General features: G+C 35.3%; 13 protein-coding genes. All 13 read left to right on the top strand.

The window, feature by feature from the left end; genetic code table 11:
• Positions 1 to 2 precede the first annotated feature (2 nt).
• Entirely contained in the window at positions 3 to 1,082 is a 1,080-nt protein-coding gene (gene rfbB / locus FB551_RS17730; protein ID WP_047427405.1) for a dTDP-glucose 4,6-dehydratase, read from the top strand.
• Between the two features lie 125 nt (positions 1,083 to 1,207).
• Complete coding sequence (gene rfbA, locus FB551_RS17725) at positions 1,208 to 2,071, top strand: glucose-1-phosphate thymidylyltransferase RfbA (protein WP_047427403.1); 864 nt, start codon at positions 1,208 to 1,210, stop codon at positions 2,069 to 2,071.
• 174 nt (positions 2,072 to 2,245) lie between these two features.
• Complete coding sequence (locus FB551_RS17720; protein WP_047427400.1) at positions 2,246 to 3,094, top strand: ABC transporter permease; 849 nt, start codon at positions 2,246 to 2,248, stop codon at positions 3,092 to 3,094.
• A 33-nt stretch (positions 3,095 to 3,127) separates the two neighbouring features.
• Positions 3,128 to 4,363 (top strand): ABC transporter ATP-binding protein, encoded by a 1,236-nt coding sequence (locus FB551_RS17715; RefSeq protein WP_142018433.1) that lies wholly within the window; start codon positions 3,128 to 3,130, stop codon positions 4,361 to 4,363.
• A 3-nt stretch (positions 4,364 to 4,366) separates the two neighbouring features.
• Positions 4,367 to 5,689: a glycosyltransferase gene (locus tag FB551_RS17710; protein ID WP_047427396.1), complete on the top strand. Its 1,323-nt coding sequence runs from the start codon at positions 4,367 to 4,369 to the stop codon at positions 5,687 to 5,689.
• The gene (locus tag FB551_RS17705) at positions 5,682 to 7,541 is read left to right on the top strand and encodes a DCC1-like thiol-disulfide oxidoreductase family protein (RefSeq protein ID WP_167497890.1); all 1,860 of its coding nucleotides are present in this window, start codon (positions 5,682 to 5,684) and stop codon (positions 7,539 to 7,541) included. Before FB551_RS17710 ends, FB551_RS17705 begins: the two co-directional genes overlap by 8 nt.
• Positions 7,542 to 7,586: 45 nt before the next feature.
• A complete protein-coding gene (locus FB551_RS17700) occupies positions 7,587 to 8,711 on the top strand; it encodes an ATP-grasp domain-containing protein (protein ID WP_142018431.1) in 1,125 nt (374 codons plus the stop codon).
• Positions 8,708 to 9,340, top strand: a complete 633-nt coding sequence (locus tag FB551_RS17695; protein ID WP_142018430.1) for an acetyltransferase — start codon at positions 8,708 to 8,710, stop codon at positions 9,338 to 9,340. Before FB551_RS17700 ends, FB551_RS17695 begins: the two co-directional genes overlap by 4 nt.
• Positions 9,341 to 9,343: 3 nt before the next feature.
• Positions 9,344 to 10,483: an acyltransferase family protein gene (locus FB551_RS17690; protein WP_142018429.1), complete on the top strand. Its 1,140-nt coding sequence runs from the start codon at positions 9,344 to 9,346 to the stop codon at positions 10,481 to 10,483.
• Positions 10,480 to 11,622: a dTDP-4-amino-4,6-dideoxygalactose transaminase gene (gene rffA / locus FB551_RS17685; protein WP_142018428.1), complete on the top strand. Its 1,143-nt coding sequence runs from the start codon at positions 10,480 to 10,482 to the stop codon at positions 11,620 to 11,622. Before FB551_RS17690 ends, rffA begins: the two co-directional genes overlap by 4 nt.
• 32 nt (positions 11,623 to 11,654) lie before the next feature.
• On the top strand, positions 11,655 to 12,269 hold the full coding sequence (locus FB551_RS17680) for a DapH/DapD/GlmU-related protein (RefSeq protein ID WP_142018427.1): 615 nt from the start codon (positions 11,655 to 11,657) through the stop codon (positions 12,267 to 12,269).
• 2 nt (positions 12,270 to 12,271) lie between these two features.
• Complete coding sequence (locus FB551_RS17675) at positions 12,272 to 13,396, top strand: glycosyltransferase WbsX family protein (protein ID WP_142018426.1); 1,125 nt, start codon at positions 12,272 to 12,274, stop codon at positions 13,394 to 13,396.
• Positions 13,389 to 14,234: a glycosyltransferase family 2 protein gene (locus FB551_RS17670; RefSeq protein ID WP_052186777.1), complete on the top strand. Its 846-nt coding sequence runs from the start codon at positions 13,389 to 13,391 to the stop codon at positions 14,232 to 14,234. Before FB551_RS17675 ends, FB551_RS17670 begins: the two co-directional genes overlap by 8 nt.
• Positions 14,235 to 14,238: the final 4 nt, after the last annotated feature.

The following is a 14,238-nucleotide window of genomic DNA, read 5'->3' as shown; positions in this document are numbered from 1 at the left end:
AAATGAAAAATATTATCATTACAGGAGGTGCCGGATTTATTGGCTCCCACGTTGTAAGAGAATTTGTAAAAAACAATCCGGATATTACAATCATCAATCTTGATGCTCTTACCTACGCCGGAAATCTGGAAAACTTAAAGGACATTGAAAATGAACCGAATTACGTTTTCGAAAAAGCAGATATCACAAAACCTGAAGAACTTAGAAAGGTTTTCGAAAAATACAGTCCTGATGCTGTTGTACATTTAGCAGCAGAAAGCCACGTAGACAGAAGTATTACAGATCCAATGGCGTTTATCAATACGAATGTAAACGGTACCGCTAACCTTCTGAACCTTTGTAAGGAATTCTGGACATTAAATCCTGATCACACGCATGGCAGATTCCCGGATGAAAAAAGAAACAATCTTTTCTATCATATTTCCACGGACGAAGTATACGGAAGTTTAGGCGAAACAGGATTCTTTTTAGAAACAACATCGTACGACCCACAATCTCCGTATTCAGCTTCAAAAGCTGCTTCCGACCATTTGGTAAGAGCTTACGGAAATACTTACGGAATGCCTTTCATCGTATCTAACTGTTCCAACAACTACGGTCCGAACCATTTCCCTGAAAAGCTTATTCCTCTTTGTATTTCTAATATTATCAATGAGAAACCACTTCCTATTTATGGTGACGGAAAGTACACCAGAGACTGGTTATTTGTAATTGACCACGCCAAAGCGATTCATCAGATTTTTAAGGAAGCTAAAACCGGTGAAACGTATAATATCGGAGGATTCAATGAGTGGCAGAATATTGATCTTGTAAAAGAACTGATCAAACAAATGGATGCTAAACTGGAAAGACCGGAAGGCTATTCTGAAAAACTGATTACTTTTGTTAAAGACAGACCGGGCCACGACAAACGTTACGCTATTGATGCAACAAAACTGAATAAAGATTTAGGCTGGAAACCTTCAGTAACTTTTGAAGAAGGGCTGGCAAAAACCATCGACTGGTATCTTGAAAATAAAGAATGGCTTGAAAATGTGACTTCGGGAAATTATCAGGATTACTACAGCAAGCAATACAGCTAAATCTCAGCTATTAAAGGAACAAATAGAGAATCTGAAATAATTATTTCACTTTTTTATCGTAACCTGAATAGCAAAACAAAATCGATTTATAACACAAAAGAAATACGCGTATTACGCATCAAAACATGAAAGGAATAATATTAGCCGGAGGTTCCGGAACAAGACTTTACCCTCTAACTATTGCCGTAAGCAAGCAGCTTATGCCTGTTTACGATAAACCCATGATCTATTATCCGCTTTCCACACTACTTTTAGCAGGAATAAAAGATATTTTGATCATCACTACCCCACACGACCAGGAAGGTTTCATCAAACTTTTGGGCGATGGCTCACAAATTGGCTGTAATATAGAATATGTTGTACAGCCAAGCCCGGATGGTTTAGCGCAAGCTTTTATCCTGGGTGAAGACTTTATAGGCAATGATCCCGCAGCATTGGTATTGGGAGATAATATTTTCTACGGTTCCGAAATGGGTACTTTATTGAAAAACAAAACCAATCCTGAAGGAGGAGTTGTTTTTGCTTACCACGTAGCAGATCCTGAAAGATATGGAGTGGTGGAATTTGACAAAAACCTGAAAGCGGTTTCTATTGAAGAAAAGCCTTTAAATCCTAAATCAAACTATGCTGTCCCCGGCCTTTATTTTTATGATAATAATGTCGTGGAAATTGCGAAAAATATCAAACCTTCCGCAAGAGGTGAGCTGGAAATCACAGATATCAACAATGTTTATTTAAACAATGGAAAACTTGAAGTAGCGGTTCTTAACAGAGGAACTGCATGGCTGGATACCGGAACATTTGACTCTCTTCATGATGCTTCAGAATTTGTAAGTGTTATCGAAAAAAGACAAGGGTTTAAAATTGGCTGTATTGAAGAAATTGCCTTCAGAAATAAGTTCATTGATGAAGAAAAACTGCTTGAAACGGCCACCAAATATGGTAAAAGCGGATACGGCGAATACCTGAAACAACTTATCGGAAAATAACAAATATAATTTATAAAATTCATAGACTATTGGCTTTATGGCCAATAGTTTTTGTTCATACCGTCAAATATCAATATATTAGTTGTTGATTTTTAGTTTTATTGACAATGAAAATTCATAAACTAAGAGATACGGTAAGAATTAATTATTATAAATTTGCAAAAACTTACACAGATGAATGAACCACAACAGAAGTGGACAGAAACGATTGATGCAGATCATTCGTTATTTGACTTGAAGCTAAAAGAAGTCTGGAGATACAAAGATCTTGTTTATATGTTTGTAAAAAGAGATTTTGTATCCAGCTTTAAGCAGACTATTTTAGGCCCAATCTGGTTTTTTATCAATCCCATTTTAACAACCATTGTCTATTTGGTTATTTTTGGAAGAATTGCCAAATTACCTACAGATGGAGCTCCGCCACTCATCTTTTATCTGGCTGGTGTTACTCTCTGGAATTATTTTTCTTCTTCACTACTGGCTACCTCCTCCACTTTTACAGGAAATGCAGGAATCTTCGGAAAAGTATATTTCCCAAGACTGGTGACTCCGTTATCCATTGTTATCTCCAACCTGATGCGGTTTGGGGTACAGTTTCTTTTATTTATTCTTGTGTGGGTATATTACCTGAGTGAAGGAAAGGTTCACCCTAATATTTGGGTATTGGCAACTCCTCTGCTTATTTTATTGATGGCTCTTTTCTCATTGGGACTGGGTATGATTTTTTCTGCTCTTACCACTAAGTATAAAGATCTTGCCATGCTGCTTGGCTTTGGAGTGAGTTTATATATGTATGCCACACCAGTGATATATCCGGTTTCATCATTACCAGGATTTTTCAAGAAGCTTGCTTTGTATAATCCTTTAACAGGTATTTTTGAATGTTTCAAGTATGCCTGGTTAGGTGTTGGTGACTTTTCCCCTCTCATGTTAGGCATAAGTTCTGTTATCATCCTTGTCATCATGGCAATAGGAATTGTAATTTTCAATAAAGTTGAAAAAACTTTTATGGATACGGTGTAATTATTCCCTGTTTAAAAATTTAAATTAAAAAACATGCTGGCTTTAAAAGCAGAAAACATATCTAAACAATACCGTCTGGGACAAGTCGGAACAGGAACTCTTTCTCATGATTTAAATAGATTCTGGCATAAAGTAAGAGGAAAAGAAGATCCTTATCTGAAAATTGGAGAAACCAATGACAGAACTACAAAAGGAGATTCCGAATACGTATGGTCTCTTCGTGATATTAATTTTGAAATAGAAAAAGGAGATGCTGTAGGAATCATAGGAAGAAATGGAGCGGGGAAATCTACGTTACTTAAATTACTGAGTAAAGTAACAAAACCCACGACAGGGAAAATATATACAAATGGTAGAATTGCCTCTTTATTAGAAGTTGGTACAGGTTTTCATCCGGAAATGACCGGGAGGGAAAATGTGTTTTTAAATGGTGCCATTTTAGGAATGACCCGAAAAGAAATCAAAAGCAAATTTGATGAAATTGTAGCTTTTTCAGGCGTTGAAAGGTATATTGACACTCCTGTTAAAAGATATTCTTCCGGGATGTATGTTCGTCTGGCATTTGCTGTTGCAGCTCATCTGGAATCTGAAATTCTTATTGTAGATGAAGTTTTAGCGGTAGGGGATGCAGAATTTCAGAAAAAATGTCTGGGAAAAATGAATGATGTTACCAAAGGAGAAGGAAGAACAATTCTTTTTGTAAGTCATAATATGGCAGCTGTTAAGCAGCTTTGTACATCAGGTATATTGATGAAAAACGGACAGGTAGCTCATCGCGGGGATATCAACAGTGTATTGGAAAACTACATTATCAATGAATTATCGCCTAATATTGAATTTGAATATATAGAAGATATAAGCAAAAAAGCTCAGATTCAAAAGGTAAGAGTATATAATGATAAGTCTGTAGAGACTACAGAATTCGGACATAATGAAGATATCAACATAGACCTGACTTTCATCAACAGAAGTGTAAGTGCAGGCATTAGAGTCAATATTGCCGTTTTGGATAAGTTCGAAAATGTAATCTTCATCACCAGAAAAGTATTTGATGAGAAAAATGAAAATAACTTTACAATAAAGATTGAAGGAGGTAAATTAATACCTAATACTTATGTACTTTCGGTTGCTATAGATACTCCGTCAGTAGAATTGTATGATATTATAAAAGGTGGAATCCAACTTAATATCATTGAAACAGGACATGAGAATTTCCTTGCCGGAGATACGGATAACGGAATCATCACTCCACCTGTAATATGGATGTAAACAATGGGTAAAAAAATATTAATTCTTTCGACAGGTGATGTAAATGGTGCTTATGAAGCCATGTACAAAGTAGCTCATATTATGAAAAATATGGGTCATGAAGTTGTTATGTGTGTGAAACATAAAACAAAGAATGAAGAATTCATTAAAGCCTATAATCATCCTACTTCTACTCCAGTAAAGCAAAGCTTGCTCACCTCAGTTATTCATAAAGTCAAAACCAGGCTTAATATTGTAAAACCTAAAGAGGTAAAAAAAACAATCAGTACAGACAGAAAATATTCTTTCTTCAGTAAAGATGAAATAACGGCAAATATTAATGTGGACAGCTTATTAAAAACGGCAGGCTTCACACCGGATTTTATTTTTACAGGAATGACTATTGATTTTCTCAATAGTACAGACCTTCTGAACATTTACAATACAACAAAGGCAAAAATATATAACATCACAGTAGATATGAATCATTTCACAGGAGGATGTCATTTTTCCTGGGGATGCGATGGTTATATCAGAGGATGCGATGAAAATTGCCCTGCAATTATAAAAGAAGATGAAAAAGTAACTGCTAAAAATAATTTTGAAAGAAAATATGAAAATGCTAAAAAAGCTCATTTTAAAATTATTGCAGGCTCCGGACTGACACTGATACAAGCTCAAAACTCAAAGATTTATAAAGATCAAAAGACAATTCATAATATCAATAGCTTAATTGATACCACTCTGCTTAATGATAAGAACAAATCAATAGCAAAACAGGTTTTTTCATTATCTGACGACTGCTTTTATATTTTAACTGGAGCCCAGAACATGGAAGATCCCAGAAAAGGTTTTGCCTACCTCATTGAAGCGCTTAAGCTGTTAGATCAGGAGTTATCTCAGGAATTAAAAGAAAAAATTGTACTTCTTGTTGTTTCCAATACGGTGAATGAAGAATTTGACAAGGTAACTTTTAAAAAGCAGAAAATAGATTATATAAAAGATTATAGATTGCTATCATTATTATATCAGGCCGCTGACCTATTTATCAATTCATCTGTTGAAGATTCCGGGCCTATGATGGTTTCAGAAGCTTTGGCCTGCGGAACACCTGTTGTAGGATTTGATACAGGAGTAATCATGAATATGGTCATCGATGACTATAACGGGTATAAAGCTCCCATGAAAGACAGCAGGAAATTAGCCGATGGAATAAAAAAGATTTTTAAATTAGACCATGATTCTTACAGTATATTTTCTAAAAATGCTGTAAAGCAGGTAGAAGAATTTTCTTCGTATGAGTATGCATCCGAAATTTTTTCAAAAATATTGGAACAGAATGATTAAGAAACTATATAATAAAAAAATTTCCGGACTGGGACTCGCTATATTCAGAATTTTCTATTCATTGGTATTGCTATGCGGAGTTACACAGTTTAACTATTTCAGACACCTTATTTTTGACGAAATTCCCTTTATACATCCTGCGGAAATTGATTTTGGAATTCCCATTAAAATCTGGATGATTGCCATCATCTTCATTATATTTGGTCTTTTTACAAGATTAGCAACCATCATTAATTATTTGATGACCATCATTCTTATTGGCAGCATCAACACTTATGAATATCATATGTTTTATGCTTATCTGGGAATCAATTTCCTGATGATATTTTTGCCCATATCAAGAAATCTGTCATTAGACCGCCTTATTAATAAACTAAAATATTCCAATACCCGCTTCAACTATGATCCTCCTAAAAAGGTGAATGCTCTAAGCTATCTTATTCCTATTTTTATTGGAGTTGCATTTGTATATTTCGATTCTATATTTTACAAATCCACATCTTCTTACTGGACTAAAGGCTTAGGGGTATGGTATCCAACCAGTTTTCCGTTCACTAACTTCTTTTCTATTCCGGAGGTTTTAGACCAGGAATATCTGATGTTATTTTTAGGATACCTCACCTTAATCTTCGAATTGCTATTTATCTTTACCTTTTTCCGTAAAAAGTGGCGTGTTCCTTTGCTTATTATTGGTTTAGGATTACATCTCGGGATCTCCATCTGCTATCCTATTCCATGGTTTGGATTAGGAATGTGCTCCATCTATTTATTAATGGTTCCTGTTGCATGCTGGGAAAAACTATTTACAGTAAACAGGAAAAAACCTCAAATGGTATTTTATTATGATGGTGAATGTCCTTTGTGCAACCGTACAAAGATTATCATTCAGCATTTTGATATCACAGGAAGGATAGATTTTAAAACAGTTCAGTATTATGCTGAACAGGAAGAACTCTTAAAAGATATTCCCACCGATGATCTGTTGAATGACATCCATTCCATAAAAAATGGGAAAATATATAAAGGATTAGATACCTATATCCAGGTTTTTAACGCTATTACCTATCTGAAACCGCTGAGCTGGTTTTTAAGAGTACCCGGAATTTATCATCTAGGAAAATCAGTATATCAATTTGTTGCAAAAAACAGAAATACAGAACGTTGTACCGAAGAAAACTGCGGCTATACTCCTCCAACATTGCCTCAGGATGAGGACAGCTTTAAAATTCTCCAGAATTACACGTTAAAAGATCTGAAAATATCCGGGATCAAATGGGGACTTGGGTTTATTATCCTGATACAGGTTATCATCTCATACAATTCTATAGGTTATAAAGGAGGGTTTGAAAAAACTTCTATAAGCCGCGCAATAAACAAGTTTTCAGATGCTGTAGAAAGACCTGCCAAAACTTTTCTGGGAATTACCCATCATGCTGTTTTTATGGACTACCATTTCAGTAACTATAATCATATTGTTGCCGTTGCTTACCTTGACAATAATGGCAATGAAAAATGGCTGCCCATCATAAACAAAGACGGAACTCCCGGAACCTCTCTCTATTATGGTCCTGTATGGGTAAAATGGACTTTCAGAGTAAACAATAATGAAATTGATCAATCTAACCTGAAGAAAGGAATACAGGATTTCACAGCTTTCTGGGCCTATCAGAATAATGTTAATTTAGATGATGCTAAATTTATTATTAAGCTAAAAAAAATAGATACAACTCCTTATCATTGGGAAAAAGGGTTCCTGAAAAAACAGATGGAAAAACAATGGACTGACGTAGGAGTAGCGGCATGGAGTAATAAAAAATGTTCAATCCAGATTCCTGAAATTGAAACTTTATAAATTTTTTAAACAGATTATCACCTTACCAAACTTAAATATTACCTGATGAAAAAGATTGCAATATTAGGAGCCAGTTATTTACAGATGCCACTTGTTCAGAAGGCAAAAGAAAACGGGCATGAAGTACATTGTTTCGCCTGGGATGATGGAAGAGCAGTATGCAAAGAATATGCAGATTATTTTTATGATATCTCTGTTCTGGAAAAGGATTTAATTCTCGAAAAATGTAAAGAAATAGGTATTGATGGCATTCTTACCATTGCCACTGACATCTGTATTCCAACAATAGCCTACGTAGCCTATGAGCTCAATCTTCCGGGAAACAGCATTGAATGTTCATTACTGACAACCAACAAGTCATTGATGAGAAAATGTTTTGAAGAACATAATATCAGATCACCCAGATCCATTACGATTTCTGAAATTAATGCCAATGATTTTAAAACATTTAATTATCCTTTAATCATCAAGCCTTCTGACAGATCAGGAAGCTTAGGGGTGATAAAAGCAACATCTTTTGATGAAGCTAAAGACGCCATTGAAAATGCAATAAACTATTCTTTCTCTAAAACCTGTGTGGTGGAAGAATACATCAAAGGAAAGGAAGTAAGTGTTGAGACCATCAGTTTCGGAGGTGAGCATCGAATTATAACAATTACAGATAAAGTCATCACCACGGAACCTTATTTTGTGGAATTGGCACATCATCAGCCTACTTCATTCCCTAAGCATATTCAAAATAAAATACTGGATATCACTTATGCAATCCTGAATGCAACAAAGGTTGAAAACGGAGCCGCACATGTTGAGCTTATGATAACCGAAAACGGTCATGTTTATCCGATTGAAATAGGAAGCCGTATGGGTGGAGATTTTATTGGTTCTGATCTGGTTCAGCTCTCTACAGGGTTTGACTATGTACAGGCTGTTTTAGATATTGCATTAGACCAATTCATGTTCCCCCTTGAGATAACACAAAAGAAATATTCCGGAGTATATTTTCTATCCGAAAACACCAAACAACTGTTGCCATATTTTACAGAAAACCTATTGGAGGACTATATTGTAAAAAAGGAAATAACCAATCCTTCGTTACAAAATGCACATTCCAGTAATGACCGATCCGGGTATTTAATTTATCAGTCGGACAAAAAAATTGATTTGTTATGAAACGTATTGCTATAATCGGATCAGGCCACCTTGGACAGCAGATTCTGCATCATATTCAAACGGATACCGATGATAAAGTCATTGGTTTTTTTGATGACTTTATGGAAAAAGGAAACAGCGTTAAAGATCTTCCCATATTAGGAGGAAAAGGAGATGTGATCAGTATTTTTCAGCAAGGTATCTTTGATGAAATAATTATTGCTATCGGTTATAAACACTTAGAATTTAAAAAACAGATATTTGAAACTTTTAAAAATAAAATTCCTTTTTATACCTTTATTCATTCTACAAGCTATATTGATCCTTCCGCAACAATAGGAGAAGGCACAGTAATTTATCCGTATAGCATGATAGATCAGAATGTGAAAATCGGAGATAATGTGTTGATCAATATTTCGTGTTCAATCGCACATGATTCATTGGTAGGAAATCACTGTTTTGTATCTCCATCTGTAGCTGTAGCCGGTTTTGTTTCTATTTCGGAACAATGTATTCTCGGCATACACAGTACCATTATTGACAACATCAATATTGTAGAAAAAGTACAGCTGGGAGGCGGTGCAGTAGTAATTAAAAATATCTCCCAACCTGGTCTCTATGTAGGAAATCCGGTAAGATTTATACGATAATCCATGGGAATAAAAAAAAATATTTTTTTTGGAGGATTAAATGAACTGAGAGCAATAGCTGCTTTATCTGTCATCCTGCATCATATTGAATTATTTAAACACCGTGATAAAATAGAAAGTTTATTTGATTCTGAATATACGCTGTATTGGATTGAGCATTTGGGAAAAAATGGGGTGTATCTGTTTTTTGTATTGAGTGGATTTCTGATCACTTACCTTCTGCTGTCTGAAAAAGAAAAAAACAGCACTATCAATCTTAAAAAGTTCTATTTAAGAAGAATTTTCAGAATCTGGCCTTTGTACTATATTATCCTTTTTATATCCTTTATTATCGTTCCACTGTTAACCTTTATTTTTCCTTTATTCTCTATCACTCCATCTTACTACCATTTAATAAAAGATTCTTCAAACTATGATTTGAAATCTTTCCTTCTCTACTTTACGTTTCTTCCCAATTTTGCAGTGAAGGCAGGAAAAATTCTTGCAGGAGCTTCTCAATCGTGGTCTGTAGGGGTAGAAGAACAGTTTTATATCATCTGGCCCATCATTATCTCCTTTTGTAACAGAAAAACAATGCTTTTGGTTTTTTTATCCATTTTGGCTGTTTTTGCTGTTATTAATCTCCAGTTTCCAAACTCATTGATAGGCATAATTGTTACCATCATTCCGTTTGAATTTATGGCCATTGGGGCATTGGGAGGATATTTTTATTATAAAAACACTGAAGAAATAACTCAGTATACAAAGAGTAATATCCTATATGCTGGTGTACTATTGTTAATAGCCATTTTAATTTCTATTCCTGTTTTTAAGCTGTATATTCAAAATATTATATTAGGGTTTGTTTTTCTATTATTGATTATAATAAGCATAAACTCATCCAATAAAGCGGTGTTAAGGAGCAGATATTTTTCATCCTTAGGAACGATCTCTTATGGGATTTACATGTACCATCCCCTGATTATGTTTTTAATATTCCCCGTATTTTATAAGCTATTAATATTTTATAATAATATATTTGTATTTAATATTGGTGTATTTATGTTCATACCAGGTATAACTATTTTAGTCAGTTATGGCTCGTATAGATACATTGAAAAAAAATTTATAGACATCAAAGATTCAAAATTTAAAACACTATGATCCCATTTAACAAGCCATTTATTATTGGCAAAGAACTCACATATATAGAAGAAGCTGTAAAGAGCGGTAAAATTTCCGGTGACGGAATGTTTACGAAAAAGTGCCAGCAGTTTTTTGAACAGAAATATCATTTTCCTAAAGTACTGATGACTACATCATGCACGGATGCACTGGAGATGGCTGCTATTTTGTGCAATGTGGAGCCAGGAGACGAAGTAATTGTTCCCAGTTATACTTTTGTTTCCTCTGCTAATGCCTTTGCACTGAGGGGAGCAAAAATAGTTTTTGTAGACTCCTGCCATGACAATCCCAATATTGATCCGGTAGAAATAGAAAAACATATCACCGAAAAAACCAAAGTAATTGTCCCTGTACATTACGCTGGTGTGGCATGTGATATGGAAAAAATTATGGAGCTGGCTCACAAACACAATTTGTTTGTGGTGGAAGATGCAGCACAGGCAATTGACAGCTATTATACTTTCTCAGACGGAACAAGAAAGGCGCTGGGTTCTATAGGCCATTTTGCGGCCTTTTCGTTTCATGAAACCAAAAATATCATTGCCGGAGAAGGTGGAATGTTAGCCATTAATGATCCACAATATTTTGACCGCGCTGAAGTAATCCGCGAAAAAGGAACAAACAGAAGTGCCTTCTTCAGAGGTGAAGTAAACAAATATGGCTGGGTAGATCTCGGTTCATCATTCCTACCTTCAGAGATTATATCGGCTTTTTTGTATGCACAATTAGAGAATCTGGAAATTATTCAGAAAAAAAGATTAGAGATCTGGAACAATTATCAGAACGGACTTTCTGCACTGCAGGAAAAAGGCTTCATTACTTTGCCGGACATGCCTTCCTATGCAACAAACAATGCTCACATGTATTATATTGTCTGCAGAAGCTATGAAGAAAGAACAAATCTTATTCAATATTTAAAGGCGCAGGATATACACCCGGTTTTCCATTATTTAAGCTTGAATAAAAGTGATTTCTTCCTTGCAAACAATCCTGAAATAGATATTCCAAACTCTGATCATTTCACAGATTGCCTGCTGCGACTGCCATTTTATTATGAATTATCTGAAACTGAACAGCATAAAATCATAGAACTGATCAACAGTTTTTTTACAAAATAATATAACTGCCCATCACTTCTCAATCACAAAACATGAATTTTCTAAAAAAATATATTGTCGGTTTTTTATTTGATATACTGAATTCGAATGCTTATAAAACCCATCAGCAAAACAAACTGAATGCCTGGGCTCAGAAGAGCTTCAAAAAATTCGGAACGAATTCTGCATTACCTGAAGAACACTGGATAAAAAACCCTAAATATATCTCGATAGGTGAAAATTTCAGTTCTTTATACCATTTAAGGCTGGAAGCCTGGGATCGTTTTCAGGGAGAAGTATTTCACCCTGAAATAATTATTGGTGATAATGTGGTCTGCAATTCCGATGTTCATATCGGAGCAATCAATAAAATTGTCATAGGAAATAATGTCCTTATGGCCAGCAGAATATATATTTCTGATCATTCCCATGGCAATATAACGGCTAATGATCTGAAAAATATTCCTGCTGCAAGGCCTTTACATTCCAAAGGTCCCATCATTATTGAAGATAATGTATGGATTGGTGAAGGAGTATGTGTCCTTCCTGGGGTTACTATTGGTGAAAATTCTATTATAGGCGCCAACTCTGTGGTGAATAAGAGTTTCCCAAAAAATTCAGTGATAGCTGGAATTCCCGCCAGATTAATAAAAACATTAGAAAACTGATTATGAAAAAAATAAAACCGCTTGCATTTTACCTCCCTCAATATCACCCCGTTCCGGAAAATGACGAATGGTGGGGAAAAGGATTTACAGAATGGACTAATGTAAGTAAAGCCCAACCTTTATTCGAAGGACACGAGCAGCCTATATTCCCTGCAGATCTGGGATATTATGACCTGCGCGTTCCCGAAGTAAGAGAACAGCAGGCCCAGATGGCAAAAGATTATGGAGTACATGGGTTTATCTTTTATCATTACTGGTTTGGCAGCGGCAAACAATTGTTGGAGCGCGTGGCTAATGATGTACTGAAATCAGGAAGACCGGATTTTCCCTTCTGCTTCTGCTGGGCCAACGAAACATGGTCAGGAATATGGCATGGATTATCAGAAAAAATACTGGCAGAACAGACTTATCCTGATGAGCAGGATTTAATTGCCCATTTCGAATACCTGCTTCCTTTCTTCAAGGACGAAAGATATATCAAAGTGGATAATAAACCTCTTTTCATTATCTACGATCCTAATCATCTCAATGAAGGTGATCCGCACTATATCTCAAAATTCAGAGCTCTTGCCATAGAAAACGGATTTGACGGATTGTATGTAATGGCTTCCAATAAACTTTCTGATGACCTTGATTTTCAATCTATGGGATATGACAGCAAGATTTCCAATGCCTTTCACAAAGCCTGGGTTCCTCATATTAATAAAAAGGAGTACATTTCCCACTCTCAATACTATAAAAACAGGATAAAAGGATTAATTGGAATTAAGAAAAAAGAACAGCCAAAAGTCAGAATTCAGGATGCGCAACAAGTCGTCAATGACCTGAAGTTTGAAGAAAGCAATGTTCCTACCTATCCATGTATCATGCCTAATTGGGACAATACTCCAAGAAGCGGTTATAGAGGAATTATACTGGCCAACAATTCACCGGAACTGTTTGAAAAGCAGGTAGAAAAAGCGGCAAAATATCTTGAAGATAAAAAAGACTATCCGGAACAGTTTTTAATTGTTAAATCCTGGAACGAGTGGGCAGAAGGAAACATTTTGGAACCGGATAGAAAAAATGGCTTCGGGTACTTGAATGCATTAAAAAAAATCTTGAATAAACACAGTAGAAATGAGTAAATTCAGTGTACTTATTGCCAATTATAATAATGGTCACTTTTTTGAAAAATGTTACCAAAGTTTAACGGCTCAGACTGAAACAGACTGGGAAGCAGTAATTTTAGACGACGGCTCTACTGATGATTCTCTTGAAGTTATAAGAAAACTTATAGGTAATGACCCGCGGGTTAAAATCAATCAAAATGATCAAAACAGAGGAATCGGATATACCAAAAAGAGACTAATACAGCTTGCTGAATCTGAAATATGCGGTTTTTTAGATCCGGATGATGCGTTGGCTAGCCACGCCCTGGAATCTGTTTTAAAAACGCATTCTGAATATCCTGAAGCAGGAATGGTCTATTCCAATCTGGTATTTTGTGATGAACATCTGAATCCCAAATCAGTACACAAAGCGAAGCAGATTACTGAGCTGGATCACTCTTACTATAATTTTAATGGTGAAATTTCTCATTTTGCTACTTTTAAGAAAAAGATCTACGAAAAAACTTCCGGTATTGATCCGTTTTTAAAAATTGCGGAAGATAAAGACTGGTACATGAAAATGTGTGAAGTAGCTCCTGTACAATATATAGATGAAGATCTGTATCTGTACAGAATTCACCAAAATGGAATATCTACTACAAAGAACACGGAAAAAGCACTGTTCTGGCATTGGGTAGCTCTTATAAAAATGGCTGAAAGAAGAAACATAAATATTGAAGATCTTTTCCTTGAGAACTATATTCCGAAAAACAAATACAAATATACTCTTGATAAGCTGGATCGTGTGAAGAATTCACGATGGGCAAAACTGGGAAATAAACTTGGACTATTCAAAATCTTCAGGTACCTGTAAGATT

The organism is Chryseobacterium aquifrigidense (assembly GCF_006716485.1).
GTDB classification, from domain to species: domain Bacteria; phylum Bacteroidota; class Bacteroidia; order Flavobacteriales; family Weeksellaceae; genus Chryseobacterium; species Chryseobacterium vietnamense.
Note: the sequence above shows the minus strand (reverse complement) of the source record. Positions and strands in the feature narration are given on the sequence as shown.

Excerpts from the sequence above, each read along its gene's own strand:
- FB551_RS17705 (WP_167497890.1), top strand. The coding sequence starts at position 5,682 with ATGATTAAGAAACTATATAATAAAAAAATTTCCGGACTGGGACTCGCT.
- rffA (WP_142018428.1), top strand. The coding sequence starts at position 10,480 with ATGATCCCATTTAACAAGCCATTTATTATTGGCAAAGAACTCACATAT.
- FB551_RS17715 (WP_142018433.1), top strand. The coding sequence starts at position 3,128 with ATGCTGGCTTTAAAAGCAGAAAACATATCTAAACAATACCGTCTGGGA.
- FB551_RS17720 (WP_047427400.1), top strand. The coding sequence starts at position 2,246 with ATGAATGAACCACAACAGAAGTGGACAGAAACGATTGATGCAGATCAT.
- FB551_RS17680 (WP_142018427.1), top strand. The coding sequence starts at position 11,655 with ATGAATTTTCTAAAAAAATATATTGTCGGTTTTTTATTTGATATACTG.
- FB551_RS17675 (WP_142018426.1), top strand. The coding sequence starts at position 12,272 with ATGAAAAAAATAAAACCGCTTGCATTTTACCTCCCTCAATATCACCCC.
- rfbB (WP_047427405.1), top strand. The coding sequence starts at position 3 with ATGAAAAATATTATCATTACAGGAGGTGCCGGATTTATTGGCTCCCAC.
- FB551_RS17670 (WP_052186777.1), top strand. The coding sequence starts at position 13,389 with ATGAGTAAATTCAGTGTACTTATTGCCAATTATAATAATGGTCACTTT.
- rfbA (WP_047427403.1), top strand. The coding sequence starts at position 1,208 with ATGAAAGGAATAATATTAGCCGGAGGTTCCGGAACAAGACTTTACCCT.
- FB551_RS17695 (WP_142018430.1), top strand. The coding sequence starts at position 8,708 with ATGAAACGTATTGCTATAATCGGATCAGGCCACCTTGGACAGCAGATT.
- FB551_RS17700 (WP_142018431.1), top strand. The coding sequence starts at position 7,587 with ATGAAAAAGATTGCAATATTAGGAGCCAGTTATTTACAGATGCCACTT.
- FB551_RS17710 (WP_047427396.1), top strand. The coding sequence starts at position 4,367 with ATGGGTAAAAAAATATTAATTCTTTCGACAGGTGATGTAAATGGTGCT.
- FB551_RS17690 (WP_142018429.1), top strand. The coding sequence starts at position 9,344 with ATGGGAATAAAAAAAAATATTTTTTTTGGAGGATTAAATGAACTGAGA.